We start from the raw sequence: 25,195 nt of genomic DNA on the forward strand, positions 1-25,195 counted from the left end.
GCCCGCGTCCACAACGACTCGGGCCACCAACCCGGCTTTCCCATGTCGACGGGCTCGTCAGCGGCGCCTGACGGAGCGACCGCGACCACCTGCCTGCTCAGGATCTCCGGGTGTACGCAAGGAGCCGCCGGCGATCGAGGTCGTGATCGCCGGCGGCTCGCCGGCTCAGGTCAGTTCGAGGTGACCTCGAAGGGGGCCTCGACCTCCGTCCTCGATGCGGCGCCGGTCAGCGTGACGCCGGCCGGGCCGGGTCTCGCCGTCCCCGGGACGCTGAGGGTGGCGCCCGAGATGACGCCGTCGCCGTTCGCCTGCACGGTGACGGAGGACAGGCCGTCACCGAAGGCGATGGTGACCGTTTCCTTGGGCGCGAATCCGGAGCCGTCGACGACGATCGCCGTGCCGCGCGGTCCCGAGGTCGCCGACAGCAGCGCCTGCGGACGGTACGTCCGCGCCTGCGGCTCCTCGGTCACCTGGACGGTCGCCGTCGCCGGCGTCCGCGAGGACGTGCCGGCGGCGGTGACGGAGTACCGGCCGGGCCGGCCGGACGCCTCGACCGACGTGCGTAGCGTCCCCGTGGGCGAGGCCTTCACGGTCAGGCTCCGCGCCGGGCTGGTGCCCAGCTTGACCGTCACCTGCTCGCCGGCGGCGAACCCGCTGCCCTCGACGGTGACCGGGTCTCCGGCGGCGGCGGAGGCGGACACCGAGATCGACGGCCGCGCCCCGGCCCGCGCCACCGTCACGGTGAACGTGCCGGTGGTGCTCGCCAGCGTGTCCCACGCGGTGACCCGCACCGTGTACGTGCCGTCCTGCGCGTAGGTGTGCCGTCCGGTCATCGCACCCGACGCGTCGACGGTGACGTCGTCGGGAACCGTGCCGTCACCCCACTGGACGCGCGCGTGGTAACCCTCCGGCCCGGCGGCGCCACCGGTCACGGAACCGAGACCGGTCGAGAGCAGCTCCCCCGGAGCGGCCTTCTGGTCCGCAAGACCGCTGATCGCCAGCGCGGCGGCGGGGGTGCCGTCGTCGGCGACCGCGAACACGTGGATCCTGCCCGCCGACGCGGGGTCGCCGGTCTGCGCGGGCAGGGTGACCGAGACGAGCGTCTTGCCGTCCGGGATGCGGTACGGCGCGGTGGCGAACAGGAACGGCTGTGCGCTGTCGCGGCTCGTGCCGTGCAGCCGGTACGCGGCCTTGGCGACGACGATGTTGCCGTACGTCGGCGTGCCGCCCGCGTTGCCGCCCAGCGTCCAGTCGCTCAGCTGGATCGGGACGGCGGCGGTGCTGCCGTCGCTGAACGTCGCCGTGCCGGTCGTGCTCTGGCCGCCCTGCGTGCCGGCGCCGACGAACGAGACGTGCTTCGCGTCGTCCGGCAGGTCGAGCTCGATCGTCCTGCCGTTGCCGGCCGCGTTGTCGGGCTGGCCGGCGGGGACCGCCGGCAGGGTGAAGTGCAGCGCCGTTCCTGGCACCTCGTGCCGGCTGCCCTGCGTCACACCTGCCGCAGCGAGAGCGGCCCGCGAGTACGCCCACGACTTGGCGTCGCAGTCCGCCGCGAGGACACCCTCGTCGCCGACGCAGACGGTGTCGAACGCCGCGGTGAGGCCGGAGCCCGGCGCGTACGCCACGTCCACGCCGACCGTGGCCGAGCCCTGGCCGGTGCCGTCGGTCACCGTGACGCTCGCCTGGTGGTGACCGGGCTTGGCATAGGTGTGCGAGCCGCGCACGCTGTACACGCTGCGCGAGCTCAGCGTCAGGGTGCCCGCGGTGGCCGGTGAACCGTCACCCCAGTCGATGGAGGCCTGGTAGCCGGTCGCGGCGCCCCCGGTGACCGTGGCCAGCGGCACCGACACCGCGACGCCGGTGCTCGCCCGCACGCCGCTCGCGCCGGTGACCGTGATGGCGCCGCCGCCGAGCTGGACGTCGCCGCCGGCGAGCAGCTCGATCTCGGCGAGGTTCGCCTGCGCCGCGCCGGCGGTCTTGGTCACGACCAGGCGGAAGCGCGCGTACCGTCCCGGATCGCCGATCCTGAACGGCCGGGTCTCGTTGCGCCACCGGAACTCCTCGCCCTTGCGGGAGTCGACGGTGGCCCAGGTGATCCCGTCGTTGGAGCCCTCCAGCCGCCAGTCCGCCGGATCACCGGCGCTCGCCCCCGAGGTGAGCGTGTAGTAGGCCGGCGTCTGCCGGCCGCTCCGGAACGCCCAGCCGATCTGCGGAGTGCCGGAGGCGAAGGTCAGCTGGGTGACCGACGAGTCGTCGAACAGCTTCGACGCGTCCTGCCCGTCGCTCGCGGTCGCGGTGCCGAGTCCGGGCCCCGTGGTGTCCTGGAACGGCTTGGGCGCCGCGTCGCCCTTCGTCAGCGACGGTGGCGCGTCGTTCTTGCCGGTCCCCCAGGACGACGGCCGCGGGCCCATCTGGAAGTCGATCCTGCCGCCGCGGGCGAGCGCGGAAGCGTCGAGGGACACCCCGCGCTGCTGCTTCCCGTTGACCTTCACGCTCTGCACGTAGACGTTCGCCGTGCTGTTGTCCCTCGCGTTGACGACGATGTCGCCGCTCTCGCGGTGGACGGTCATCTGGGCGAACTGCGGGGAGCCGATGGCCCACTGGGAGGAGCCCGCCTGCAGCGGGTAGATGCCGAGCGAGCTGAGGACGTACCACGACGACATCTCGCCGTTGTCCTCGTCGCCCAGGTAGCCCTGGCCGATCTCACCGCCCGCGTAGAGACGCTGCAGGATCTCCCGGACGATCGCCTGCGTCCTGGCGGGCGCGCCGGCGTAGTCGTACATGTACGGGATGTGGTGGGACGGCTGGTTGCTCATGCCGAGCTGGCCCATGCGCACCGCGCGGGCTTCCAGCATCTCGTGGATCAGGGTGCCGTACCCGCCGAACCGGTCGGCGTTCTCGGGGGTGCTGAAGAACTCGTCGAGCTTCTGCTTCAGCGCCTGCCGCCCGCCGTACAGGTTGGCCAGGCCCTGGCCGTCCTGCTGCGCGGTGAACGCGAAGTTCCAGCCGTTGGTCTCCGTGTAGACGCCGCCCCAGTCCCGCGGGTCGCCGGCGAGGAAGTTGCCACTGGCGTCGCGCCCGCGGAAGAACTTCCCGTTCTGGTCGAAGAGGTTGACGTAGTTGCGGGCTCGCTGCAGGAAGTACTCCGACTCCTCCTTCAGCCGCTTGCGCTGCGCCTTCGGCGTGTCCTTGTCCTCGGCCAGGCCCGCGGCCATGTTGCCGATGCCGTAGTCGTTGATGAAGCCTTCCAGCGCCCACGACACCGACTCGCCGGTGGAGGTCGGGGTGTAGCCGAGGAACAGCGAGGACTCGATGCCCTTGCGGCCGACCTCGCTGCGCCCGGACGCGACGGTCGCGTCCTTGACCGCCGCGTCGTACGCGGCGAGCGGGTCGGGCAGCTCGACGCCGGTGAGGTAGGCCTGCGCCAGGGAGACGTTCGCGCTGGTGCCGGTCATCAGGTCGGCGTAGCCGGGTGACGACCAGCGGGCGATCCACCCGCCGTCCCGGTACTGCTGGACGAACCCGTCGGCGATCCTCGCCGCGACGTCCGGGTAGAGCAGCGCGTACGCGGGCCACACCGTGCGGTAGGTGTCCCAGAACCCGTTGTTGACGTAGATCTGCCCGTCGACGATCTTCGCGCCGGTCTGCGTGGCCGTCGACGTGCCGGTGGGCGCCGACACCGGGCTCGCGTACCGCCAGCGCGGCTCGGCGGCGGTGCCGGTGTTCTCCGACTGGGAGTTCGGATACAGGTTCAGCCGGTACAGGTTCGAGTACAGCGTCACCAGCTGCGTCTCGGTCGCGCCCCGCACCTCGACCCGGCCGAGCCGGTCGTTCCACGCCGTGGCGGCCGCGGCGCGGATCTGCTCGAAGCTCCTGCCGGAGACCTCCAGGCCGAGGTTCCGGTGTGCCTGCTCGACGGAGAGGAACGACGTCGCGAGGCGCAGCGTCACCTGCCGCTCGGCGGAGACGTCGAAGGTGGCGGACGTGGCGGAGGCCGCCGCCGGCGCCCGGTCGAAGGTGCCGGAGACGAACATCCGGCTGCGCCCGGCCGACAGGCCGGTTCCGTTGTCGACCCAGCCGGTGATCGTGCCGTCGGTGCCGATGGTGAACGTGCCGTTGTGGAAGACGAGGCTTCCGGCGGCCTGCCCGGACGGGAAGGTGAACTGCATGATCCCGCCGTGGTCGGTGGGCGACATCTGCGCGACCAGGCCGTTGCGCAGCGTGACCAGGTAGAGGTCAGGCCGCGCGGTCTCGTCGTCGTGGCTGAAGGCGGCCGCCCGGCCGCTGGGCGGCCCGGTGAGCGGCCCGCCGCCCGGCACCGGCATGACGGACATCTGGTTGCGGTCGCCCATCCACGGGCTGGGCTCGTGCGAGATCGCGAGTCCCTGCAGCGTGGGCAGGTTGTCCGCGTTGTTGGCCCGCTGGTAGTCGTACAGCCAGGTGTCGGAGGCGGCGTTGGTGGTCGGCGTGAGGAAGTTGAAGCCGTTCGGCATCGCCGTGATCGGCAGGGTGTTGCCGCGGGAGAACCCGCCCGTCGCGTTGGTCCCGCGCCGGGTGTCGACGTAGTTGGTGAGGCTGGACCCGTCGATCGGCGCCGGGGCGGCCGTCAGGGCGAGATCGTCCAGCCAGCCCTGGAACCGGGTCGACGCGGTCGCCGCGGGATTGTCGTAGGCGAGCAGGACGCGGTCGATCGTCTTGCCGTTCGCGACCGTCCCGATGTCGGACCGCACCGCGTTCCACTGGTCGGCGTAGAGCACCTTCGCCGCGCCCTGCCCGGCGGCCGTCAGCGGGTAGCCGTGCTGGTCGAGCGGGGACAGCTCGCTCAGGTAACTGCCGTCGGTGAAGTGCAGGTCGACGGCGGCGTAGGTGGACGGGTACCGGTCGTCCCCGCCGGTGAACTCGGGGAAGATCGTGTACGACAGCCGCGTCTTGGGCCCGACCGGGATGTCGACGTCGAACAGCTTGTTGGTCGCGTACGAACGGCCGTCGGCCTTGGCGCCGCCCGAGTAGCGCAGCGAGGCGACTCCGGTGAAGCCGGCCCCCGGCTTCATGGTGGGGCCGTTGACCGGGCCGGCGCCGGCGACGCTGACCATCGGGGTGACGGGCGGCGTGACGTCCGAGCCGTCGCTGATGTTCCAGTCGGCGAGCTGGACGAGCGAGTCACCGGAGTTGGCGGTGATGTTCAGCCGGTAGTAGCCGTAGGCGGTCGTGTTGCCGAAGGCGTAGGTGTTGCCGGCGAACCGGCCGCTGAAGCTCACACCCGTGTGCCTGTCCAGGTCGGTCCACGTGCTGCCGTCGTTCGAGCCCTGGAGGGTGAAGTCCCTGGGGTCACGGCCCGGCGCGTCGTTCGCGGAGGTCAGCGCATACTTGACCACCACCGCGGGCTTGACCAGCCGGTACGTCACCCAGCCGGTCCGGTCGAACGTCAGCCACTTGGTCGACGGGTCGGCGTCCTTGAGGTTCGCCGCGCTCTCGCCCGGCGGGTTCTCCGCGCTCGCGGTCACCGCGCCGATCTGGCCGAGCAGGCTGCCGGGCAGTTCGGTGGAGCTCGATCCGCTCAGGTTCGACTGGACCGGCTTGCCGTCGGCGCCGACCTCGACGGTGCTCTGCGCGGGTTGAGGATCGGAGGACTCGATGGACGAGGCGAAGTCGCCGGGCGGCGCCGCGGCGCTCGCTCCCTGTGCGGGGGCGAGCACCCACATCGGCAGTGACAGCGCCGCGGCCGCGGCTAACCGCCGGAGGGACAGCCGGCGGGCGAAGGAGGGAGATGGCATCACGAAGGGCCTTTCGACTCGACGAACGTCGAGTGCGTCGAACGTCGGGGTGAACGCCGGCTGCGACGGAGCGGGATGTCGCGCCGGACTCGCCGGGATGGCCGGCCGTCACGGTAGGGCACATCCGGCTGAAGATCGCCGCTAGCCTGTCCACCTCAGACAACGTTGTCAAGCCTCATCGCGTAACCTCGCAGAAACGCTCCGTTCGCCCGGGCGGGGCCTCAGGCGAGGGAGGCGACGCCGCGGCCGACGTAAGCCTCCGGGACGAGCACCAGCGCCGCGGCCCCGACCAGGCCGGCCGCGCCGCCGAGAGCGGCCGTCGTGACCGTCAGCCCCTGCAGGAAGCCCAGCCGCGCGTGCTCGGTGATGGCCGCCCGCAGCGGCGGGAAGAGCAGGTCGTGCGCGGCCGCCACACCGCCGCCGATCACCACCCGCGACAGGTCGCCGATCGCCGCCGTGGAGACGATGCCCGCCGCGAGGGCGTGGCCGGCCCGCCGGAACGCCTGACTCGCGTACGGGTCGCCCTCCCGGGCCGCGGCCGCCAGCTCCACCCCGGTCGGCGCCGGCACGGGCGCCCGCCACCCCTCCTTCAACGCCCACTCCACCATGCTCGGCCCGCTGCTCATCGCCTCCACGCAACCGCGCCCACCGCAGGGGCAGGGAACGCCGTCGAGGTCGACGACCACGTGGCCGATGTGGCCGGCGTTCCCGGTCGGGCCGGCGACCAGGCGGCCGCCCTGGATCAGTCCGCCCCCGACACCGGTGGAGACGACGATGGCCAGCAAATCGTCCGCGCCCTGCCCGGCACCGCGCCAGTGCTCCCCCGCCGCGGCGCAGCTGCCGTCGCCGGCGAGCCGTACCGGCACCCCTGGGACGAGCTCGGCCAGACGCTCCAGCAGGGGGAAGCGGCGCCAGGCCGGGATGTTGACCGGGCTGATCGAGCCGTCGGGCAGGTGGATCGGGCCGGCCGAGCCGACGCCGACGCCGATCACCCGCGCCGGGCCGGCGACCGCGCGCAGCTCCAAGACCAGTTCGGCCACCGGCCGCCAGACCGTCTCGGGGTCAGGGGAGGCGGCCGTGGGCCGCACGCGGCGGTCGGCGACGGTTCCGTCGGGGGCGATCAGACCGGCGGCGACCTTGGTGCCCCCGATGTCGAGGGCGAGGGCGAAATCGGACACGGGACTCCCTAGGGGGTTCATCGAGACAACGTTGTCACAGTAGCGGCCACCGCCCGAGTATGGTTCCCCCCGAAGGCCGGCGGCACGGCGCCGATGGGGCGCACGCCCGATCGGGAAATACCTGTTTCGACATCGGGATGCGTTACGAAATGGCCACATCAGTTGACACACTCGTCACGTCGGAGCAGTCTCTACCCGCTGCCCGATGACAACGATGTCACGACGATCTAGGGGGAAGACGTCATGCGCGACGCACCCGTCCTGCTGGAGATGCGTGCGATCACCAAGGAGTTCCCCGGGGTCAAGGCGCTCTCCGACGTCAACCTGGTGGTCCGGCAGGGCGAGATCCACGCGATCGCCGGGGAGAACGGCGCCGGCAAGTCCACGCTGATGAAGGTGCTCAGCGGGGTCCACCCCTACGGCAGCTACACCGGCCAGATCCTCTACCAGGGCACGGAGAGCCGGTTCTCCGACATCCGGGCCAGCGAGAACGCCGGCATCGTGATCATCCACCAGGAGCTCGCCCTGGTGCCCGGCCTGTCCATCACCGAGAACATCTTCCTCGGCAACGAGCCGCGCCGCGGCGGCGTGATCGACTGGAAGACCGCCAACCGCCGGGCGCTGGAGCTGATGGCCCTGGTCGGCCTGGAAGAGGACCCCGACACGCTGATCAAGGACATCGGCGTGGGCAAGCAGCAGCTGGTGGAGATCGCCAAGGCGTTCGCCAAGAACGTGCGGCTGCTCATCCTCGACGAGCCCACCGCCGCGCTGAACGAGACGGACTCCCAGCACCTGCTGGAGCTGATGCGCGACTTCAAGCAGCGGGGCATCACCTCGATCATCATCTCCCACAAGCTCAACGAGATCGCCGAGATCGCCGACGCGATCACCATCCTGCGCGACGGCCACACGATCGAGACCCTCGACATCAAGGCCGACGGCGTCGACGAGGACCGGATCGTGCGCGGCATGGTCGGCCGCGAGCTGCACAGCCGCTTTCCCGACCACACCCCGGACATCGGCGAGGTCTTCTTCGAGGTACGCGACTGGACGGTCCGGCATCCGGTCGCGAGCGACCGCCTGGTGGCCAAGAACGCGAGCTTCACCGTGCGCCGGGGCGAAATCGTCGGGTTCGCCGGCCTGATGGGCGCCGGGCGCACCGAGCTGGCGATGAGCATCTTCGGCCGCTCGTACGGCGTCTACGCCTCCGGGCAGATCTTCAAGGACGGCCGGGAGATCGTGATCAAGTCCGTGTCGGACGCCATCGAGCACGGCCTGGCGTACGTCAGCGAGGACCGCAAGTCGATCGGCCTGAACCTGCTCGACGACATCAAGACCTCGGTGGTGTCCGCCAAACTGTCCAAGATCACCAGCCACGGCGTGATCGACCACGTACGCGAGCACCGGGCCGCCGAGGACTACCGGACGAGCCTGCGCGTCAAGGCGCCCACCGTCGACGAGCCGGTCACCACGCTCTCCGGCGGCAACCAGCAGAAGGTCGTGCTGGCCAAGTGGATGTTCACCGATCCCGACCTGCTGATCCTCGACGAGCCCACCCGGGGCATCGACGTGGGCGCCAAGTACGAGATCTACGGCATCATCCAGCGCCTGGCCGACCAGGGCAAAGGCGTCATCGTCATCTCGTCGGAGCTGCCCGAGCTGATCGGCCTGTGCGACCGGATCTACACGGTCTTCGAAGGCACCATCACCGGCGACATCCCCCGCCGGGACGCCGACCCGGAACTCCTGCTGAAACAGATGACCTCAGTGAAGAAAGCACAGCGATCATGAGCCGCGTGAAAGAACTCCAGAAGTCCCTGTTCGGAGGCAACACCTCCAACGCCCGGCAGTTCGGGATGATCTTCACGCTGGTGGCGATCGTCCTGCTGTTCGAGATCCTGACCAACGGTCTCACGCTGAACCCGGGCAACCTCATCTCCCTGGTGAGCCAGTACTCCTACATCCTGCTGCTGGCCATCGGGATGTTGATGGTCATCGTCGCCGGGCACATCGACCTGTCCGTCGGCTCGATCGCCGCGTTCGTCGGCATCGTGGTGGCCAAGGTGATGCAGGACTACTCGGTGCCATGGTTCCTCGCCGTCCTGATCGGCCTGGCGGTCGGCGCCGTCATCGGCGCCTGGCAGGGCTTCTGGGTGGCGTACGTCGGCGTGCCGGCGTTCATCGTCACGCTGGCCGGCATGATGCTCTTCCGGGGCGGCAACCAGTTCATCGGCAACGCCAACACCATCCCCGTTCCCGAGGGGTTCCGGGTCATCGGCTCCGGCTTCCTGCCGGAGGTCGGCCCCGACACCGGTTACAACAACCTCACGCTCCTGCTCGGCCTGGTGGTCTGCGTGGCGGTGGTCGTCCGGGAGTGGCGGGGCCGCCGCACCCGGCGGGAGATGGGGGCCGACGCCGCCCCGATGTGGATCTCGGTGATCCGGGTGGCCTTCCCGCTCGCCGTGGTGGTGTTCGCGACCCTGCAGTTCGCCGGCGGACGGATCGGCACGAGCTTCCCGGTCTCCGGCATCATCCTCGGCGTCCTGGTCGTGATCTACTCGTTCATCACCCGCAACACCGCGGGCGGCCGGCACATCTACGCCGTCGGCGGCAACGCCCGGGCCGCCGAGCTGTCCGGCGTCAAGCTGAAGCGCGTCAACTTCATGGTCATGATGAACATGTCGGTCCTGGCGGCCCTGGCCGGCATGATCTTCGTCGCCCGCTCGGCCGCCTCCGGCCCGCAGGACGGCATCGGCTGGGAGCTCGACGCGATCGCCGCCGTCTTCATCGGCGGCGCGGCCGTCTCCGGCGGCCTCGGCACGATCAGCGGCTCCATCGTGGGCGGCCTGGTCATGGCCGTGCTCAACAACGGCCTGCAGCTGCTGGGCGTGGGGTCCGACCGGGTGCAGATCATCAAGGGCCTGGTCCTGCTGCTGGCCGTCGCGTTCGACGTCTACAACAAGAAGCAGGGGCGCTTCTCCGTCATCGACTCGCTGATGCGCCCCTTCCGCCGTGACACCCCGACCGGCCCGGCCTCTCCCGCCGAGCCGGGCCAGGAACGCGGCAAGAGTCCGGTGGCCGGCTGACGGCCGACCGGCCACCTACGCGGTAAGCCTCCACCTCGTCATATTTCCAAGAAGGGCAGCTGAAAATGCGCAATATCCTGGTCAGGGGTGTGGCAGCCGCAGCCGTCGCGCTGCTGACGCTCACCGCCTGCTCCCAGCGTTCACAGGACGCCGGCACCGACGGCGCCTCGGCGGAGGCCGCGAAGGGCTTCCCGGCCAACTCGGTGATCGGCGTCGCGCTGCCGGCGAAGACGTCGGAGAACTGGGTCCTGGCCGGCGACCTGTTCACCGACGGCCTGAAGGAGGCCGGCTTCCAGTCCGACGTGCAGTACGCCGGCTCCTCCACCACCGTCGCCGACCAGCAGTCGCAGATCCAGGCGATGGTCACCAAGGGCGCCAAGGTGATCGTCATCGGCGCGACCGACGCCGCGCAGCTGAGCACCCAGGTGGAGGCCGCCAAGGCCGCCGGCGCGGTCGTCATCGCCTACGACCGGCTCATCAAGAACACCCAGGGCGTCGACTACTACGTCGCGTACGACAACTTCAAGGTCGGCCAGCTCCAGGGCCAGGCCCTGCTGGACGGCATGAAGGCGAAGAAGCCGGAGGGCCCGTACACCATCGAGCTGTTCTCCGGCTCCCCCGACGACAACAACTCGGCGGTCTTCTTCGACGGCGCGATGAGCGTGCTGAAGCCGGCGATCGACAGCGGCGACGTGGTGGTCGGCTCCGGCCAGACCGAGATCAAGCAGACCGCCACGGACGGCTGGAAGGCCGAGAACGCCCAGCGGCGGATGGACTCGCTGCTCACCTCGACCTACACCAGCAAGACCCTGGACGGCGTGCTCTCCCCCAACGACACGCTGGCCCGCGCCATCCTGACCTCGGTCAAGGGCGCCGGCAAGCCGGTGCCGGTGGTGACCGGCCAGGACTCCGAGGTGGAGTCGGTCAAGTCGATCGTGGCCGGCGAGCAGTACTCCACGATCAACAAGGACACCCGCAACCTGGTCAAGCAGACCATCCAGATGGTCAAGGACCTGCAGGCCGGCAAGGACCCGCAGATCAACGACACCAAGTCGTACGACAACGGCGTGAAGGTCGTCCCGGCCTACCTGCTGGAGCCGCAGATCGTCACCAAGGACAACGCCGCCGAGGCCTACGCCAACGACCCCAACCTGGCCCCTCTGACGAAGTAGCCGCGTGGGTCCCGTACTACGGGACCCACCGCCCTTCTGTCCGCTTTATCCCGATCTTCACTTGCGCGGCGATCAATGGCCCGCGGGCCGTCACCTCACGGTGATCGAATCCCGCCATGCAACAGAGCAGCTTCCGGCGCTGGACGATGCTGTCCGCCGTCCTGGCCGTTTCGGCCGTCACGACCCTGCAGACCGGCGTCGCCCAGGCCGCTGAGGCGCCCGTGGACGTGCAACTGCTGTCCATCACCGACTTGCACGGGTACCTCACCCCGCAGAACGACGCCGCGAACGGCACGGTGAAGGACGCCCAGGGCAACAGCATCGTGGTGGGCGGCGCCCCGTACATCGCCACGCACCTGAAGAACCTGAGGCAGGGTCACAAGAACTCGATCACGTTCACCACCGGCGACGACTTCAGCGGCTGGCCCACCGAGGTGGCCTACCACCAGGACGAGCCGACGATCGAGTTCCTCAACGCGATCGGCGTGGGGTTCGCCGCGGTGGGCAACCACGAGCTCGACCGGTCTCTGGAGTTCCTGCGCGACCACATGGGCAAGGGCAGCTGTTTCGGCGAGATCGACGTGGACAGCTGCTTCACCGACTCCACCGGCCGCAGATTCCGGGGAGCGGACTACACGATCTCCTCCGCGAACATCACCCGCAAGGGCTCCACGAAACCGATCTTCCAGCCGTACGTCATCAAGCAGGTGAAGGTCACGGGCGGCAGGAACGTCCGGATCGGGTTCATCAACCTGACCACCCCCACCACGGTCACCGGTTCGACGTCCTACCAGCCGGGCCTGGACAACCTGCCGCTGGTGGAGACCGCGAACAGGTACGCGGCCGAGCTGAAGCGCCGCGGCGTCGAGGCGATCGTGGCCAACGTGCACGAGGGCGGGACGGCCGGGGACGCCTACGACCGATGCGGCACCCCCTCGGGACCGGTCTTCGACTTCGCCGAGCAGGCCTCCCCCGACATCGACGCGATCATCACCGGCCACTGGCACGCGCTGTTCAACGACTGCGTGATCCCCGACCCGGCGGGCAACCCCCGGCCGGTGGTGGAGGCGGCCAACCACGGGCGCCTGATCAACGAGATGAACCTCAAGATCGACCCGCGCACCGGTGACGTCATCCGCTCCGCCACCACCACGGTGAACCACCCGGTCACCCGGGACGTCACCCCCGATCCCGCGATGACCCGGCTCGTCGACTACTGGAAGACCCGCGCCGCCCGGACGGCCGCCCGTCCGGTCGGCAGGATCAGCGGTGACATCACCCGCGCCCGCGCCGCCGACGGCGAGAGCTCGCTGGGCAACCTCATCGCCGACGCGCAGTACGCCGACGCCGTACGGACGGCCGGCGGCCCCGTCGACCTCGCGCTGGTGGCCACGGCGCCGCTGAAGGGCTCCAACAGCCTGCGCGGCGATCTGCGCTTCGCCAAGGGCGCCGACCCGGCCGACGGCGACGGCACCGTCCTGTTCGGGGAGGCCTGGGCCGCGTACGGCTACGCGAACCCCGTGATCACCGCCTCCGTCACCGGGCAGCAGCTGGAGCAGGCGCTGGAGCAGCAGTGGCGGACGCAGCCCGACGGCACGGTGCGCTTCAGCCCGCTGGCCGTCTCAGCCGGCGTCCGGTACTCCTATGACGCCTCACGGCCGGTCGGCGACCGGGTCGACCCCGCCGACGTGCTGGTCGACGGCACGCCGCTGGACACCGGACGGACCTACCGGGTGGCCGCCCTCGCGTACACCCTGATCGGAGCCGACGGCTTCGACGCGCTGACCGCCTTCACCGACCCGGTACGCGGCTCCCGCGACTACGACGCCTTCCGCACCTACCTCCAGTCCAAGGACACGATCGCCCCTCCCGCACTCGACCGCGTCACCGCCGCCCTCTGAGCATGGCCCCGCCCGCCCGGCCGGGCGGGCGGGGCCACGACGGCGAGCCGGGAGTGACCTACCCGGGGCTGCCCCGCCTCGGCCACCGACCGCTCAGGCCATCGCGCCGCGTTCGCGCAGCGCGTCCACCCCGTCGCCGGTCAGCTCGTCGCAGTACGCCATGCGGCCCGTCATGGCCATGGTCAGCGCCAGAGTGGTGCCGGACACCAGCGGCCCTGAGCCGGCGGCGAAGGGCCCGTCGGTCGCGGCCAGCCGCAGCCCGGCGACGCGCTTCCCGGCCACGACGACGAGGTCGGAGCCCTGGTAGTAGCGGGCCACCCTGGTGAGCGTCTCGATCGGGTGAGCCCGGCGGATGCCCAGCGGCCGCCGGATGTCCTCACCGTGCACGATGGTCTCGCCGAGCATCGCGATGACCGGCAGCGGAGGCTTGGTGGTGCTGGCGACGACGCTGCGGAACCTCGCGAGCGTGTCGGCGGGACTCTCGCCCAACTGCTCGCCCAGCCGCTCAGCCACCTGCCGGTCGAAGTCGAACCGGCACCGGATCACGCCCGCCAGCCACCGTACGGGTCCCAGGCTCGCCCCCGCCGTCAGATGTGCCAGCACCTCGCGCACCGACAGCCCGGCGCACAACGACGGCGTCGCCCACCCCGCATCACTCAACGACCCGAGATCGTCGGCGAGGGCCGCTCGTTCCTCGTGCACGAGCGACCACGTAGCACCCTGCTGTCCCAACACGGATCATTCTCCCACCGGCGTTCGTTCCTGCTGTCCGCCGAGAAGACTCCCACCGACGAACAGAATCATCGCCCCTGAGCACATTTCCCACCGGACGTCCGAGCCGCCGCTCATACCTCGTCGATCGCGTCGGCGAGGGCGCGCAGGCCGGTCGCGATCTCCCGTCCGCTGGGCAGTTGATCCGGGTTGATCAGCCACTGGACGATCAGCCCGTCGGCCAGCGCACCGGTCACGGCCGACAACGCGCGTGCGGTGCCGGCGTCCAGCTGGGGCCGCTTGGTCCTGGAGCTCTCGATCCCCCTGGCCAGCTGGTCGGCGTAGAACTTCGCGAACCGCTCCTTCAGCTCGGGCGAGCGTTCGGCCTGCGCCCATGCCTCGACATGCGCGACCAACAGGGGCCGGTGGGCGTCGAACTCGCCCAGGATGCGATCCCAGACCTCGGCCGGCTCCGCCCTGTCGTCCGCGCTCCACTGCAGCCACCGCTCGCTCAGCTCCGCGATGGCCTCGATGAGGGCGGCGTCCAGGAGGGCCTCCTTGGAGCCGTAGTGGTACCCGATCGAGGCCAGGTTGGCTCCGGATGCGGCCACGATGTCGCGCGCGGTCGTCCGAGCGTATCCGCGCTCGTACAGACAGCGTTTCGCTCCTTCGAGCAGGTCCTCACGGTTTCCCATGGGCACGAGCCTAACGTATACATACGTCCTTGACGCGCGTCTAGTACATCCGTATACATAGGGAGGTGACTCCTCCCCGGGCGAAGGCCGGCCGCAAGGAATGGACCGGCCTCGCCGTACTGACCGTGCCCGCCCTGCTGGTGTCCATGGACCTGACCGTGCTGTTCATGGCGGCGCCCTGGATCAGCGCCGACCTGGGGCCCAGCGGCAGCCAGCTGCTGTGGATCATGGACGTCTACGGTTTCCTGATGGCCGGCCTGCTCATCACGATGGGCACCCTGGGCGATCGCATCGGCCGCCGGCGACTCCTGATGACCGGCGCCGCCGCCTTCGGAGCCGCCTCGCTGCTGGCGGCGTTCTCCACCAGCACGGAGATGCTGATCCTGGCGCGCGCGCTGCTCGGCATCGGCGGGGCCACCCTCGCCCCGTCCACACTCGCGCTGATCCGGAACATGTTCCACGACGATGTCCAGCGACGCACCGCGGTCGCGGTGTGGACCGGCGCGTTCAGCGTCGGCACCCCGCTCGGCTCGGTCGTCGGCGGCCTGCTCGTCGAGCACTTCTGGTGGGGCTCGGTCTTCCTGCCGAACATCCCGGTGATGGCGCTCCTGCTGGTCCTGGCCCCGCTGCTGTTGCCCGAGCACACCGACCCGCGCCCTGGCCGCTTCGACCTGCTCGGCGCCGCCCTGTCGATGGCCGCCATCCTGCCGGTCATCTGGGGGTTGAAGAAGCTGGCCGAGGACGGCCTGAGCACACCGCCGCTCCTCGCCATCGCCGCCGGCCTGGCCTTCGGCCACGTGTTCGTACGCCGCCAGCGCGCAGCCGCCCACCCCTTGATCGACATCCAGCTGTTCGCCCGCCCCGCGTTCTCGGCGTCGATCGGATCGAACGTCGTGCTCACCGTGGCATCAGCGGGAGTCGGCATGCTCGTGGTCCAGCACCTCCAGCTCGTTCTCGGCCATCGCCCCTTCGTGGCCGCGCTGTGGATGATCCCCATGGTCGCCGCCGTGATGTCGGGAATCGCGGTCGGCACCGTCATCGTCCGCCGGCTGCGCCCCGGGCCCGTGATCGGCGCCGGCCTCGCGCTCGCCGCCGCCGGCTTCGCCCTGCTCACCCGGCTGGACGCCGACGACACCGTCGCGTCACTGCTGACCGGCTACGGCGTGCTCGGCTTCGGCATGGGCATGGCCATCACCCTGGCCTACAACCTCGTGGTGGCGACCGCACCCCCGCACAAGGCCGGCGCGGCAGCCGCCCTGAACGAGACGGGCACGGAGCTGGGCGGCGCCCTCGGCATCGCCTTCCTCGGCAGCATCGCCACCGCCGTCTACCGCCGTGACCTCGCCGCCACCCTCCCACCCGACCTCCCGCCGGCCACCGCCGACGCGGCCGCTTCGACCTTGGGCGCGGCCCTGGCCACAGCCGAACACCTGCCGAGCCGGCTGGCCACCCCGTTGACCCAGGCCGCGACGACGGCGTTCACCAACGGGATCAACACCACCGCGGTGGTCGGAGCAGTCCTCCTGGCTCTCACCGCGGTCACGGCCACCATCGCACTCCGCGACGTCCAGCCCGACGTTCCGAACTGAGTGTCGGTACGGCCTGCCACCATGTCCCGCATGACGGCCCTGTTCCCATGGCTCAACGTGTCCGAGAACGCGGGCGGCGGCCCACTGGGCGTGATCTACAGCGTGGCCTTCTTCCGCGGCCTGGACCCCGCGGAGGTGGTGCGCCGCTTCAGCCACGGCGAGGACTCCGGCCAGGAGTCCGACTTCGGCGGGCTCAACGACAACGCGTACGAGTTCATCAACAAGACGGACGGCGGGAACGGCGGCGGCTACGTGGGCGTCTTCCGATCCGGCGAGTGGTCGGTGGCCATCGAGCCCTACGGCTGGATGTCCACCGACCACGAGGTGGTGACCAGGCTCTCACGGGGCTGCGAGATGCCGGCGGTCACCCGCCACGACTACGCCGCCGAGCACAGCTTCGAGTACGCGATCGACGGCACCGTCGTCACCGGCTACCGCCTGCGGCACCCGCACGACCGCTACGGCTCCGCCCCCGACCGGCTCGACACCTTCATGCGGGAGCTCGGCCTGCGACTCGACAACCCACCGGACGAGGCCGCCTGGGACGACAACTACGCCACCGCCGTACCAAGCGGCTTCGCCCTGGCGGCGAAGGTCACCGGCGTACCGCTCGCCCCCGACATGCTCGACCGCCCCCTGCTCGTGGGCCCATCGCGAAAAGATGACCCTCTGATCCGGCTCCCCTGGGCACCCGAGGGGCGGGGCACGCCTCTCGCCGCAAGCTGTATGGCCCCTGCGGGTTATCGGGAGTAGCCCCCGTTGCCTGTCGCCGTAGAGACGGTACGGATCGTAAGAGCCACGTTGAGGGCGTGGAGTTCTTAGCGGAACGCGAGTGGAATGCCGGCGTGCACGGCCCGACGAGCCCAGCTCGCCGCGGCGAATGCACGTGGGGAGCACCCTGTCCGAATCCAGCGACTCGAAGCGTCCTGGTGCGTGATGCGAGCGGAGAGAGCTGGTGGGCCGTGTGCGACAGACACTTCGCCGACTCTCCGGTGTTCCGGTAAGCAACTCAACAGGCCGGCCTGTAGGCCCGTCTGACATCGGTATGCCACGTCTCACCGATCCGGCCCGTACTCCCGGTGGAGTCGCCGCGATGTGCAAGATCTTCATCTGACGATCACCCCGTCAGATGCGAAAGGGTGTCACCCTGCTCGACCAGCTTCGAGCTGGTCGGGGCGACAGGATTTGAGCCTGCTACCCCTGACCCCGGAACGTTGCGGTTGGTGGTTCCCCAGCTTGGGGCGGCCTATAGACGATCATCGACGAGTGTGGTCACATGGGACGCGTTCACGAGTGCGCAAGCCGCGCGGTCCCCGACTTCTCCCGCGGGTCTCGCCGGCTGCATGGCGTCGCAGCGGCGCGCCCTCTCCTCGTCGTCCCACAGTTCGCGATCCGGCCGACAACCAGGCAGAGCGCGCATGGCAGCGGAGAGCTCACGTATCGGCCCTTCCACGCAGATAGTCACGCAGCACGACGGCCTGATTGTGCTCGGTGTCCCTGGCGGAGTACAGCAGCGTCACCGGGCCCTTCCTGGCAGCGTCGAGCAACGGCCGCACGGCCTCGCTTTGCTGGTCCAGCTCGGCGCGGTAGCGCTCGGCGAACTCCGCGAACCGCTCCGGCCGGTGCCCGAACCACTGGCGCAGCTCCGCCGACGGCGCCACGTCCCGCGCCCATCCGTCGAGCCGCAACTCGTCCTTGCGCACCCCGCGCGGCCACATCCGATCCACGAGGAACACCGCGCCCTTGGCCTGCTCGTGGTCGTAGACGCGCTGGATCTCGATCTCCCCCATGAGGAGATGATGCTCAGCATCCGGGCGCTCCGAACGTGCCGGCTCGCCGGGCCTGACCGACGCTTTGGCGGCGACGGGTGAGGGAGTGTGGGGGATCGGTAGCGGCGGGCAGAGTTCACGCAGCCTACATGGACGTGCTTGCCGATCGAGCGTGCGACTCGGGCGAGGTTTGCGGCGGCGGTACTGCCCGGCTGCTGCCCCGCCTCATCGCGGGCTGCACCTCCGGGCCACCGTTCATCGACCACCGCCGACCCGGCCCCGGCAAGAAGATCGACGCCCACGACCTGTGCCCCGACACCCGGACGGGCTCGCCTGTCCTACGGCCAGGCCCCGCGCCCTCCAAGACATCCACACCAACACCGGTGGCGAGGTCGGCACCGGATGGGACCTTCACGAGCTCCGCCACTTGGGCGAACCCGGGGTCCCCTTGCTGCTGTTCACGGCCAAGTCCCGCCACAAGAAAAAACAGCACGCCCACCGCTACTTCAAACCGTCAGCCGCACCACCCTGCCCCGATACCGCCGCGCAGTTCAACGCTCACCGACGAACCAGACACCAAGGCGCATCATTCCACGGCCACAAGTTCGTCTGCGCATGTCCAGGTGTTGCCCCAGGTGCTGCTGTGCTCGTGCTCCACCTGGGAGATCAGTACCGCCCGGTAGCGCTCAGTTTCCTCCATGGACACCGACCGGAAGGCCATCCCCTGCGGCGCGCTGCCGTTCTGGAAGAAGCGCATCGCCAGGACGATCTTGGTGTTGACCATCGCTACGAAGAGGTTGTAGAGATTCACCCCGGTATAGACGTTGTTCACGCGCTCCGCCAGGGCGATGTGGAGATGCCTGGGTATGCTACCGAACCCGATGATCTGACCGATGACGTCACCGCGCGAGACGAATGAACCTACCGAGACGCTCGCATCCAGATGCGGCATAGAAGGCTTCGATGCCGCCGGAAGAAGCAGGATATTGCCTGACCGTAATCTGATCGCCCTATATGCCCCCGCTGGGTGACGAGGGCCGGAAGATGCTCGTCACCTTCCCATCGAAGGCCGCGCGGACCTCTGAACCCTCCGGCGCTCCGAGATCCATGCCGAACGCGAGAGGCCAGCTTGTCCCGGCGCGCCTACCCTGACCTGGACTGCCGTAAAACAACTCATCGGCGCCGGAGGTGAATGGATTCAGATATCTCAACGCCGAATGACATGGCACTACCTCCTCTTCTGGTACATGCCGATCCGGCAGTGCGGCGGCGAACGGAATTCGGTCCCTCGAATACGGCGACGTGGGTGGGCGCACGCCCGTTCATTCCACGTGGTGGAATGAACGGGCGTCCGGCCTCAATCTGCGGGAGTGATCTCCTGCGGGCCGACGACGCCGAGAGTGGCGCCGGGTGCGGCTGTCTGACCCTCGCCAACCGCGATCTCCTGGAGAACGCCGTCGGCGGGCGCGGGAATCTCGGCGTTAACCTTGCTGGACTCCACCTCTGCCAGCGTCTCCCCGGCTGCTACCGGGTCGCCGACCTCCTTGTGCCAGCGCACGACGGTGGCCTCGGTCTCCGACTCGCCCAGGGCGGGCATCACGACGGAGGAGTTCTGCTCGGGAGGCTGTGTGGGATCTTGAAGAGGCGCCTCGGGTTCCGCGGTGGCGGGTGCGACGCCTGCCGTGAGGGCAAGAGTCGCGGCGAGGCAGGATTCGCCGATGATACGGGGAGCGCGTCCCCGGCCGGCTTTCGTCATGACGCTCCATCCATAGCGGGTAGTCGTACAGCTTCTCTTTCCGCTGCGGATTCGCCTTTCCCGTAAGGGACTTCGACGCCCAGCATACTGGCAGCTGTCATTTATGAGCGTCAAGGCTCCGCTATCCTCACAACACGTCCTCGGGCAAACGTTTCGACCCTGATATTTGTCCTGACCATGGTGAGACGTAAATACATTTTACAAAGTCATTCAGCGCTTTGTCGGTGAATGCGGTCAGGTTACCCGAGCGCGGACGGCTCGCTCGTCCGAGGGGTGAGTCTCGTCGAAGTCGACTCATATGATCGCTGCCCCGGATGTAGAGGGCTCTATGCGCCGCTGTCTGGGCGGATGCGGGGCTGACTGTCACGAGGCTGTGGCGCACCAACAAAAGCGGAGGTGAGGCAGGCATCTGGTTATCTGACAGATGCTCGCCGACATTTTTCCGAGACCTTGCCTCGTGCACATACGGCCACGCATTTCGGATGGGCCAGGTTTTGATGCGGTTTGGGGCCCGCATGGTTGCCATGCCGCCCGAAGCGACCGATAGGTTTGAGGTATAGGGGCATGGCCATAAGGAAGCCGCCATAGTGCTGAGCAAATACGCACACAATAGCGTGCCTCGGCAGAGCGGTGCGGTGCACACGTGAGGTCATGCAGATAATCCCTCTCTTAGCCGCTTTTTGAAGCCGGTGACTTCGTCGCGCGGGGGCACGCTGGGCCCCAGGTGCTGCGCCTATCGCAGTCAGGTCAACTTAGGGGGACACAATGACCGCGACAGCAACAATCCAGCAGATCTACTGTCTACGTCATGCGACCGGAACGGATCTCGGTGTCGTCCAGGGGCTGGCCGGCCTAGTGCCGGTGAAGCTGCTGAGCGAGCTGGAAGGTGGGACGCTGGCGGACTTCGTCAAGGGCCTGCCAAACGTCACGGCGGCCATCGACAGCGCACGGTCCGATCCGGACAATCTCTTCATCACGACCAGCACCTCGGGAGACGTGGAGGACTCCATCTGGCCGCCCGGCCACGAAACCGTCGACATGCAAGCCGACCAGAGCCAGGCACCAGGCATCGACGTGCCGGTGGAGTTCTCACAGAACATCTCACTCTGGGATCACGACAGCGCGAGCAGCAACGACCTGCTGGGATCGATCACCATCTTCGAGTCGGAGCAAGGAGCCGGGGAGATAGCCAAACTTGCCAAGTCGGAGGTCGAAACCTCCTATTACTACGTCACGTACCTGGTCCACTGACTGCCGGAAGGCCGTCAACCGAGGAAGGGGCCGGACGATGGGCCTGCTCGCGATCAGACTTCCGCACATTGCAAGCTACGACTTCGGAGTCGGGGTTGACCGGCTCTCGGGAACGGCGATGAACCAGGCGGTAGTCGCGAAGCCATCGCCTCCCACACAAGCGGGAGGCATCCGGATGTCCTTCGACGTCACTCGGATCAAAACGAGCGAAGACCTGCAGAAGAAACTTGGGATCGACGTCGAGGCATCGGCCGGGTGTGCCACCTTCGGCGCGGGCGCTTCGGCGCGCTTCGGCTTCGTAAACGAAACCAAAGTTCAGTCAGCCTGCCTGTTCATGGCCGTCACGTCCGTCGTGCGCTTGGCCGACCTGAGCATCGACCATGCGGTGCTCACTGACCCGGCGAAAGAGGTGAACGCCCGCCCGGACGTGTTCAGCGCGAGGTACGGCGACATGTTCTGCCGGGCGTGCAGCCGCGGTGGCATCTTCGTCGGCGTTCTACGGCTCGAGGTGCAGGACGCCCGCGAAGCCACGGAACTGGAGGCGGAGCTCCAAGGTTCGTACGGAGCTTTCTCAGCGGAGGCCAAGACCACGTTCACGAGCTCTATCGAGAAACATAACGCGCGGGCGCACTTCACCCTCTACACCGAGGGAGGACCCGAGCTGGACATCGACGATCCGTTCGATCCCGAAGAGCTACTCGACCACGCGAACGATTGGCAGAAGGCTATGCGCGATGAGGCCGAGGAGAACGCCGTGCCATACGAGTGGACGCTTTCGCCACTGACCATCGCGGAAGGGCCGACGCCGCCGAACGCCGCACAGCTTCAGCACGCACAGGATGTCCTGCTGTTCTGCGCGCATGAGCGTTCTGACCTGCTCGACAAACTCAACGGGTACAACTGGGTGAACGACCACGCGGAGGAGTACGACTGGACCGGCGAGGTCGCTCTGGAACAAATATGGCAAGCCCTGGTAAATACTCAGGACGATCTCGACCTGGTGTCGCAGTGCGCCAGCAGGGCGATCAACGATCCCACGTCGGCAGTCATGCCCGCACAGTTCGCCGCGAGCCAGTCGAAAATCTACCCGTCCACGGTCGCGTTGGCGCTGCCGCAGAAGAACCCCGCTGCTGTTGGCCCTCCAGTGGATGACCTCACGCTGACGGCCGATGGCCGCTCGTTCCCGATCGGTTTCCCAGTGACCCACCGCGACGTTCCTGACAGCTTCGAAGCCACCACTCAGGTGACGGTCGACTTCGGTGGCCCGGTGGCGGCCGACTTCGGCAACGTGGGCATCACTAGATCTCCTCGCCATGTTGGGATCGGGATAGTCAGCAGTGAGAACAACAGTCTCTCTGGCGTCGCGATGCAAATCGAGGCAGACGGACGGAAGGTCGGTAGGGTGAGCGGCAGCATTGGGGTCGACCGTATGTTTTCGGCCCAGGCAACGCCCTTCTTCGGTGATGTCCTACACCTCAAGATCCGCGTCAAGAACCGGCACGTCATCGGCACGCTTTTCAGCCTGGACGGCCAGGAATTTATGCCGACCGCGTCGAAAATTATGGTCAGTCGCAATCCTCGCCTCGGGTCGCCTTGCAGGCTCGCTCTTTTCGCGTACTCCATGGATGATTCGCAGGTGGTAGCGCATTTCACCGAGCCCACCATCACTCCGCTCTGATTTACAGTGCTGCGTTTGGCCTCCAAGGAGTACGGCCAGCTGGACACTCGGCTGCTCCCACTTCTCAAGGGACAACCAAGCTCGGCGAACTATCCGTGAACCTTCCGGAACGGACCAGGATCTGGAGCGGCTGAGGCGCTTTCGGCGGAAGAGAGCGCTTAAGGCGCACCGGCGGAAGGACAAGAAGGCGGCTGGCGACAAGTGGCAGGCTCACGGGCTTGTCTTCGGCTCACTCGTCGGCACACCGCTCGACGCCCACAATGGCAGACGAGCGTTCCCGGAGATCACCAAAATGCCGGGATGCCCGTTGTACTCCTGGACCCTCGGGGGATGCGGCACAGCTTCGTCTCGCTGCTGTCCGAATCCGGCGTCCCCCTGGAGGACATCGCCCGGCTCGTCGGCCACAGCGGGACGGCGGTCGCCGAAGCCGTCTACCGCAAGCAGATCTGGCGCGTTTTCCGGCCAGGAGCGGCGGCGATGGACACGCTCTTCGCCCGGTCACTCACCCATGCGAAAGGGTGTCACCCTAGCGAGTGACACCCTGCTCGACCAGCGTCGATCTGGTCGGGACGACAGGATTTGAACCTGCGACCCCTTGACCCCCAGTCAAGTGCGCTACCAAGCTGCGCTACGTCCCGGTTGTGTCGATCGCCCCCTGCGGGGCGGGACGTCATAACCTTAGCGCACATCGGAGGTGCGCGCGTACACGGAAAGCGGGAGGCGGCCGGGGTGGGGCGGAAGGCGACCATCGATCGTGAGGAACTGGCCAGGCTCGTCGCCGAGGGCATGAGCGTGCAGGATCTGGCCGCTCATTTCGGGGTGAGCGAGTCCGGGGTGTTGCAGGCGAAACGGGCCGCCGGACTGGTCAAGCCGATGCTCGACCACAGCGCCGCCGTCCCATGGAAGCTGGCCCGTGCGCACAGCCAGTCGGGGCCGGCCACCAATCTGCGGAACCTGTCGGCGGCGGCGCAGGGCAAGCCGCCGGCGGCCGAGAGGCTGAACACCGCGCTGCGGTGGGCGCAGCGGCTGGTGGACTCCGGGCTCGACGTCCGGTACGACCCCGCGGAGGGGTTCAGTGAGGCCCCCGCTCCCCCAGAGGGCTCACATGTCGCAAAGGTGCTCGCAGCAGCGCGAAAAGGCATAGAAGGCGGCTGATACACAAGTTTTACCTGGCTGTACGAGGGCAGTCGCTGGTCTCAACACAGAGACCGGAGGCGAAAATCATGACCACCTGGGCATGGGTGGCCGTCGTCGTGGTCGTGGTGGTGGCGCTCGCCGCAGTGGGCTATTTCATGCTGCAGCAGAACAAGCGCCGCTCCCATCTGCGCGAACGCTTCGGCCCCGAGTACGAACGCGTGGTAGCCGAGCGCGACAACCGCCGTGAGGCGGAGCAGGAGCTGCTCGATCGCGAGCAGCGGCACGCGGAGCTGGACATCCGTCCTCTCCCCGAAGAGGCACGCGACACGTACGCCAATCGCTGGACCGAGGTCCAGGAACGCTTCGTCGACGCACCGGCGTTCGCGGTGACAGAGGCCGACCAGCTGGTCACGGCCGTCATGGCCGAACGCGGTTACCCGACGGAGAACTTCGAGCAGCGGCTGTCCGACCTGTCGGTGGGGCACGCGGCGACGCTCGACCACTACAGAGCGGCTCACGAGATCAGCGGCCGGGCGGCCAGGAAGGAGGCCTCCACGGAGGACCTCCGGCAGGCCATGGTGCACTACCGCGCGCTGTTCGAGGAGCTGCTGGAAGAGACCCCCCGAGGACGGTGAACGATATGACAGGCGACGAGCTCAAAGTGCCGTCGCAACGCAGAGACCAGACCGAGGCCCGTGACGGCACGGACAGGGATCGGTCCCCCATGGATCACACCGACACCGACAGCGACCGCACCGACGCGGACGCGACCGTCCGGGATCACGGCGACGCGGACGTGACGGGCCGGGACCCGGACGCCAGGGACGGCGTCGGCGCGGCCGGCGACGTCACGCACGAGTCCGGCGCGGAGCGGCGGAACGACCTCGCCGACGACGACGAGGAACCCCGCCGCGGGACGGACCACGCAACGGCAGGCGAGGACGGGCGCGATCCGGGGTACACCGGTGACCCGGCCGCCCGGAGCCCGCGGCACGACGACGAGTACGCGGCCGCCGTCCCCGGCGCCGTCACGCCGGCTCCCGGGATCCCCGCGACGGCCGTCGAGGCGGACATCCTCGAGGACCCGGCCTACCGGGATCCGTACGCCCGGACGGACGGCGACCTGCCGGCCGAGCCGGGGGACGGCCGGCCCGCCGGTGAGGCGGCGCCGGCGCACGCCGCGCCCGACGAGATCTTCCTGTTCGACCAGGATCCGACCGAGGTGCAGGCGCGCTGGCGCGACGTGCAGGCGTCCTTCGTGGACGACCCGGGCGAGGCGGTCCAGCGGGCGGACGGGCTGGTGGAAGAGGTGGTGGAGTCCCTCACCAGCACGCTGACCAGCCGAACGGACGCCCTGCGCGGCCGGTGGAAGGACGCCGGGAGCGCCGACACCGAGGAGTTGCGGCAGGCGTTCCGCGAGTACCGGAGCGTCCTGGAGCGGCTGCTCGCCCTGTCCAGCAAGTCCCCCAGTCAGTATCAGAGTCAGGAAACGAGGTGACAT

Annotated in this window: 19 protein-coding genes and 1 tRNA gene; 12 read left to right on the forward strand and 8 right to left on the reverse strand. The window is 68.8% G+C overall.

Annotated elements, in window-relative coordinates; all coding sequences use genetic code 11:
• Positions 1-170: 170 nt before the first annotated feature.
• Positions 171-5,771: a GH92 family glycosyl hydrolase gene (locus ACIBP6_RS16585; protein ID WP_397052933.1), complete on the reverse strand. Its 5,601-nt coding sequence runs from the start codon at positions 5,769-5,771 to the stop codon at positions 171-173.
• A 221-nt stretch (positions 5,772-5,992) separates the two neighbouring features.
• Positions 5,993-6,949 carry an ROK family protein gene (locus ACIBP6_RS16590; RefSeq protein WP_397052935.1) on the reverse strand — a complete coding sequence of 319 codons (957 nt, stop codon included), beginning with the start codon at positions 6,947-6,949 and terminating at the stop codon, positions 5,993-5,995.
• Between the two features lie 243 nt (positions 6,950-7,192).
• Between ACIBP6_RS16590 and mmsA the strand changes: the two genes are divergently transcribed.
• The 4 genes from mmsA (at position 7,193) to ACIBP6_RS16610 (ending at position 13,108) form a co-directional block, all read left to right on the forward strand.
• Positions 7,193-8,740 (forward strand): multiple monosaccharide ABC transporter ATP-binding protein, encoded by a 1,548-nt coding sequence (gene mmsA, locus ACIBP6_RS16595; RefSeq protein ID WP_397052937.1) that lies wholly within the window; start codon positions 7,193-7,195, stop codon positions 8,738-8,740.
• Positions 8,741-8,745: 5 nt separating this feature from the next.
• Positions 8,746-10,035, forward strand: a complete 1,290-nt coding sequence (gene mmsB / locus ACIBP6_RS16600; RefSeq protein ID WP_397052939.1) for a multiple monosaccharide ABC transporter permease — start codon at positions 8,746-8,748, stop codon at positions 10,033-10,035.
• Positions 10,036-10,124: 89 nt separating this feature from the next.
• Positions 10,125-11,207 (forward strand): substrate-binding domain-containing protein, encoded by a 1,083-nt coding sequence (locus tag ACIBP6_RS16605; RefSeq protein ID WP_397052941.1) that lies wholly within the window; start codon positions 10,125-10,127, stop codon positions 11,205-11,207.
• Positions 11,208-11,323: 116 nt separating this feature from the next.
• Positions 11,324-13,108, forward strand: a complete 1,785-nt coding sequence (locus ACIBP6_RS16610) for a bifunctional metallophosphatase/5'-nucleotidase (protein ID WP_397052943.1) — start codon at positions 11,324-11,326, stop codon at positions 13,106-13,108.
• 93 nt (positions 13,109-13,201) lie between these two features.
• Here ACIBP6_RS16610 and ACIBP6_RS16615 read toward each other — a convergent pair whose 3' ends face one another.
• On the reverse strand, positions 13,202-13,810 hold the full coding sequence (locus tag ACIBP6_RS16615) for a maleylpyruvate isomerase family mycothiol-dependent enzyme (RefSeq protein WP_397052945.1): 609 nt from the start codon (positions 13,808-13,810) through the stop codon (positions 13,202-13,204).
• Positions 13,811-13,953: 143 nt separating this feature from the next.
• Positions 13,954-14,514, reverse strand: coding sequence for a TetR/AcrR family transcriptional regulator (locus tag ACIBP6_RS16620; RefSeq protein ID WP_397052947.1), 561 nt, complete (start codon positions 14,512-14,514; stop codon positions 13,954-13,956).
• A gap of 65 nt (positions 14,515-14,579) precedes the next feature.
• On the opposite strand from ACIBP6_RS16620, the gene ACIBP6_RS16625 reads away from it, so the two are divergent.
• Positions 14,580-16,103: an MFS transporter gene (locus tag ACIBP6_RS16625; protein ID WP_397052949.1), complete on the forward strand. Its 1,524-nt coding sequence runs from the start codon at positions 14,580-14,582 to the stop codon at positions 16,101-16,103.
• Between the two features lie 30 nt (positions 16,104-16,133).
• Entirely contained in the window at positions 16,134-16,856 is a 723-nt protein-coding gene (locus ACIBP6_RS16630; protein ID WP_397052951.1) for a DUF6461 domain-containing protein, read from the forward strand.
• Between the two features lie 680 nt (positions 16,857-17,536).
• On the opposite strand, the gene ACIBP6_RS16635 is transcribed toward ACIBP6_RS16630, so the two are convergent.
• From ACIBP6_RS16635 to ACIBP6_RS16645, 3 genes are all read right to left on the reverse strand, one after another.
• Positions 17,537-17,893, reverse strand: coding sequence for a DUF488 domain-containing protein (locus ACIBP6_RS16635; protein ID WP_397052953.1), 357 nt, complete (start codon positions 17,891-17,893; stop codon positions 17,537-17,539).
• Positions 17,894-18,458: 565 nt separating this feature from the next.
• Complete coding sequence (locus ACIBP6_RS16640; protein WP_397052955.1) at positions 18,459-18,824, reverse strand: hypothetical protein; 366 nt, start codon at positions 18,822-18,824, stop codon at positions 18,459-18,461.
• Between the two features lie 405 nt (positions 18,825-19,229).
• Positions 19,230-19,628: a lipoyl domain-containing protein gene (locus tag ACIBP6_RS16645; protein WP_397052957.1), complete on the reverse strand. Its 399-nt coding sequence runs from the start codon at positions 19,626-19,628 to the stop codon at positions 19,230-19,232.
• Between the two features lie 765 nt (positions 19,629-20,393).
• Here ACIBP6_RS16645 and ACIBP6_RS16650 point away from each other — a divergent pair.
• From ACIBP6_RS16650 to ACIBP6_RS16660, 3 genes are all read left to right on the forward strand, one after another.
• Positions 20,394-20,879 (forward strand): hypothetical protein, encoded by a 486-nt coding sequence (locus tag ACIBP6_RS16650; RefSeq protein WP_397052959.1) that lies wholly within the window; start codon positions 20,394-20,396, stop codon positions 20,877-20,879.
• A 37-nt stretch (positions 20,880-20,916) separates the two neighbouring features.
• Positions 20,917-22,557: a hypothetical protein gene (locus ACIBP6_RS16655; RefSeq protein ID WP_397052961.1), complete on the forward strand. Its 1,641-nt coding sequence runs from the start codon at positions 20,917-20,919 to the stop codon at positions 22,555-22,557.
• Positions 22,558-22,857: 300 nt separating this feature from the next.
• A complete protein-coding gene (locus ACIBP6_RS16660; protein WP_397052963.1) occupies positions 22,858-23,094 on the forward strand; it encodes a hypothetical protein in 237 nt (78 codons plus the stop codon).
• Positions 23,095-23,118: 24 nt separating this feature from the next.
• On the opposite strand, the gene ACIBP6_RS16665 is transcribed toward ACIBP6_RS16660, so the two are convergent.
• A tRNA-Pro gene (locus ACIBP6_RS16665) sits at positions 23,119-23,195 on the reverse strand.
• A 91-nt stretch (positions 23,196-23,286) separates the two neighbouring features.
• Between ACIBP6_RS16665 and ACIBP6_RS16670 the strand changes: the two genes are divergently transcribed.
• From ACIBP6_RS16670 to ACIBP6_RS16680, 3 genes are all read left to right on the forward strand, one after another.
• A complete protein-coding gene (locus tag ACIBP6_RS16670) occupies positions 23,287-23,712 on the forward strand; it encodes a helix-turn-helix domain-containing protein (RefSeq protein WP_132623517.1) in 426 nt (141 codons plus the stop codon).
• Positions 23,713-23,780: 68 nt separating this feature from the next.
• On the forward strand, positions 23,781-24,329 hold the full coding sequence (locus ACIBP6_RS16675) for a hypothetical protein (RefSeq protein ID WP_397052965.1): 549 nt from the start codon (positions 23,781-23,783) through the stop codon (positions 24,327-24,329).
• Positions 24,330-24,418: 89 nt separating this feature from the next.
• Positions 24,419-25,192 carry a hypothetical protein gene (locus ACIBP6_RS16680; RefSeq protein WP_397052967.1) on the forward strand — a complete coding sequence of 258 codons (774 nt, stop codon included), beginning with the start codon at positions 24,419-24,421 and terminating at the stop codon, positions 25,190-25,192.
• The last annotated feature ends 3 nt before the right edge of the window (positions 25,193-25,195 follow it).

Source organism: Nonomuraea terrae, assembly GCF_044465245.1.
Classification (GTDB): domain Bacteria; phylum Actinomycetota; class Actinomycetes; order Streptosporangiales; family Streptosporangiaceae; genus Nonomuraea; species Nonomuraea terrae.

Coding starts and splice junctions, on each gene's coding strand:
- ACIBP6_RS16585 (WP_397052933.1), bottom strand. CDS start 5,771: ATGCCATCTCCCTCCTTCGCCCGCCGGCTGTCCCTCCGGCGGTTAGCC.
- mmsA (WP_397052937.1), top strand. CDS start 7,193: ATGCGCGACGCACCCGTCCTGCTGGAGATGCGTGCGATCACCAAGGAG.
- ACIBP6_RS16610 (WP_397052943.1), top strand. CDS start 11,324: ATGCAACAGAGCAGCTTCCGGCGCTGGACGATGCTGTCCGCCGTCCTG.
- ACIBP6_RS16620 (WP_397052947.1), bottom strand. CDS start 14,514: ATGGGAAACCGTGAGGACCTGCTCGAAGGAGCGAAACGCTGTCTGTAC.
- ACIBP6_RS16630 (WP_397052951.1), top strand. CDS start 16,134: ATGACGGCCCTGTTCCCATGGCTCAACGTGTCCGAGAACGCGGGCGGC.
- ACIBP6_RS16635 (WP_397052953.1), bottom strand. CDS start 17,893: ATGGGGGAGATCGAGATCCAGCGCGTCTACGACCACGAGCAGGCCAAG.
- ACIBP6_RS16640 (WP_397052955.1), bottom strand. CDS start 18,824: ATGCCGCATCTGGATGCGAGCGTCTCGGTAGGTTCATTCGTCTCGCGC.
- ACIBP6_RS16645 (WP_397052957.1), bottom strand. CDS start 19,628: ATGACGAAAGCCGGCCGGGGACGCGCTCCCCGTATCATCGGCGAATCC.
- ACIBP6_RS16650 (WP_397052959.1), top strand. CDS start 20,394: ATGACCGCGACAGCAACAATCCAGCAGATCTACTGTCTACGTCATGCG.
- ACIBP6_RS16655 (WP_397052961.1), top strand. CDS start 20,917: ATGGGCCTGCTCGCGATCAGACTTCCGCACATTGCAAGCTACGACTTC.
- ACIBP6_RS16660 (WP_397052963.1), top strand. CDS start 22,858: ATGCCCGTTGTACTCCTGGACCCTCGGGGGATGCGGCACAGCTTCGTC.
- ACIBP6_RS16675 (WP_397052965.1), top strand. CDS start 23,781: ATGACCACCTGGGCATGGGTGGCCGTCGTCGTGGTCGTGGTGGTGGCG.
- ACIBP6_RS16680 (WP_397052967.1), top strand. CDS start 24,419: ATGGATCACACCGACACCGACAGCGACCGCACCGACGCGGACGCGACC.